This window comes from Methylobacterium sp. B1 (assembly GCF_000333255.1).
Taxonomy (GTDB): Bacteria; Pseudomonadota; Alphaproteobacteria; order Rhizobiales; family Beijerinckiaceae; genus Methylobacterium; species Methylobacterium fujisawaense.
In genome coordinates, this window is record NZ_BACT01000520.1 from 1 (window position 1) to 1,916 (window position 1,916).

Below are 1,916 nucleotides of genomic sequence, written 5' to 3' on the forward strand. Positions count from 1 at the left end.
CGGGGCCATTGAAGCGGATCGGCTTGGCTTGACGTCATCCCGAGGGGCCGCGCCCGCCCACCCGGATTGGCGAAAATCATCGGTTGCTCCGGCGCCGGAGCCCCGGATTCGGGTGCGGGTCCCCTGACCTGAAGGGAGCGGANGGCGCGTTGGAGCCCCCCCGCGCCCCGATTGAGACGATCGAGCGCCTCAACAGGATCCGCTTCCCCTGCGCGATCCTCACACGCCGTCCGGCGGCAACGCCTCCGTCACCTCGACGCGGCGGTTGCCGGCCACCGGCGCCGTTTCCTCGGCGCTGACGATCTCGTTCTGGGACTGGCCCTTGTCGAGCGCCTCGGCGACCGCCGCGACGCCCTGGTAGCGGGTCAGCCGCCGGTCGATCATGTCGTCGATCCGTCCGTGCAGTTCCGCGACGGTCAGGCTCCGGCGCTTGCCGCCCGTCTTCGCGGTGAACAGGCTGCGATTGGCCCGCGCCGCGGTGCGGAACTCGCGCCCTGCGACCTCGTCGGGCTTCTCGGAGGAGAGCGACAGGAAGCGCCCGGCGCTCGCAGTCCCGAGGAAATGGGCGAGGTACAGCTCGGTCGTGGTCAGCGCGCGCCCGACCCGGGCCTCGATCCGCTCACGGTCGCGCTTGATCAGCTCGGCCGCCATCAGGGCGGCGACGCGCGGGTCGTTACGCAGGCCGAGCACCCGGCCGCGCATGCTGCCCGTGACGGTGATCGCGGCGCCCCGGCCCTTCACGGCGGCGGCCTCCTCGGCGAGCCCGTAGCGAGCGCCGTAATCACGGATCATCTCCAGCCAGGTGCGGGCCACGAACTGGAACAGGCCCGCCGCCGAAGAGGTCGCCGCCTTCGCCTCCGTGTCGAAGCTCGATTCCTTGTCGGCCAGCGCCATCATGTAGACGGGGTCGACGCCGGCCTCGTCGGAGGCCTTGACGATCGTGTCGACCACCTTGCGCGGCACGCTGCGCTCACCGAACTTGACCGCGTCCTGACCCTGCTCCTGCGTCACCCGCGGCAGGGCCGCGAGGTCTTCCTGGATCAGCGCCGTGGTGGCGGGCTCCTGCTCGGGAACCGGCAGGCCGTTCCAGGTGTTCTGGACAGGCTCCTCCGGCGCGACGGCCGGGGCCGCGGGCTGGGAAGCCGTCTGCGCGAGCCCCTGAGCGGCGCGCGGGCTGGTGTCGATCCGGTCGTGGGCCTGGGCGGCCGGGGCGAAATACGCCGGCGCGAAGGCGGCCTGCGGCAGGCCGAGCCCGGCGACGAGCCCCAGGGCCAGCGTCCCGGAAATCCGGCCGAGGCCGGTGCGGCGAAGTGACCGGCGCCCTGTCTCGCGTCCGGCCCGCGGCAGCCATGCCACGGCTTCATCCTCGATATGGCCCGTGCCGTTCAGGGTCGGCGGCACGAGTCGGCTCACGTCGTCGGCGCAACGCGCCGGCTCCGGGAAAACCCCCATCATTGGTCCTCTTCAGATCGGTCCTTGCGTCCGCCCGGCTCTGACGGCCGGGTTTTTTCGGAAGCGGCGGCCCTATCGACGCCGGCCGTGACCAGAATGGGACGGCCCCGTGATCCAAGCGTGGCACAGTCAACGAAGGGTTAACCCTGCCGCTTCGTGCTCCAGACCGGAAATGACAAGTGCCGGGCGACAGCTTTTCCACCAGCGCCAACCACGGCCTGTGACAGTGACGTAACGGTCAGCGATTATGGTTAATGGATCGATAATTTGGTGCATCGCGCTGACGATGGGCCCGGATGGCCGCGGCGTAGGCTGCGGCGGAGGCTTCGGCGTCGGATGAGCACGGGCCGTGGCGGAGCGGGGTCGCCCGCAGGCCGGACAGGCGCCCGCGTCATCGCGCCCCCAGGAGCAGGCGGTCCAAGCCCGAGGAGAACCTCAACTCGATCCTCCGGCCATCGCGCCCG

At 71.0% G+C, this 1,916-nt stretch carries 1 protein-coding gene; it reads right to left on the reverse strand.

All coding sequences use genetic code 11. The annotated features are described in order from the left end of the window. Positions 1 to 219: 219 nt before the first annotated feature. A complete protein-coding gene (locus tag I53_RS15360; RefSeq protein WP_043352168.1) occupies positions 220 to 1,452 on the reverse strand; it encodes a transglycosylase SLT domain-containing protein in 1,233 nt (410 codons plus the stop codon). Positions 1,453 to 1,916: the final 464 nt, after the last annotated feature.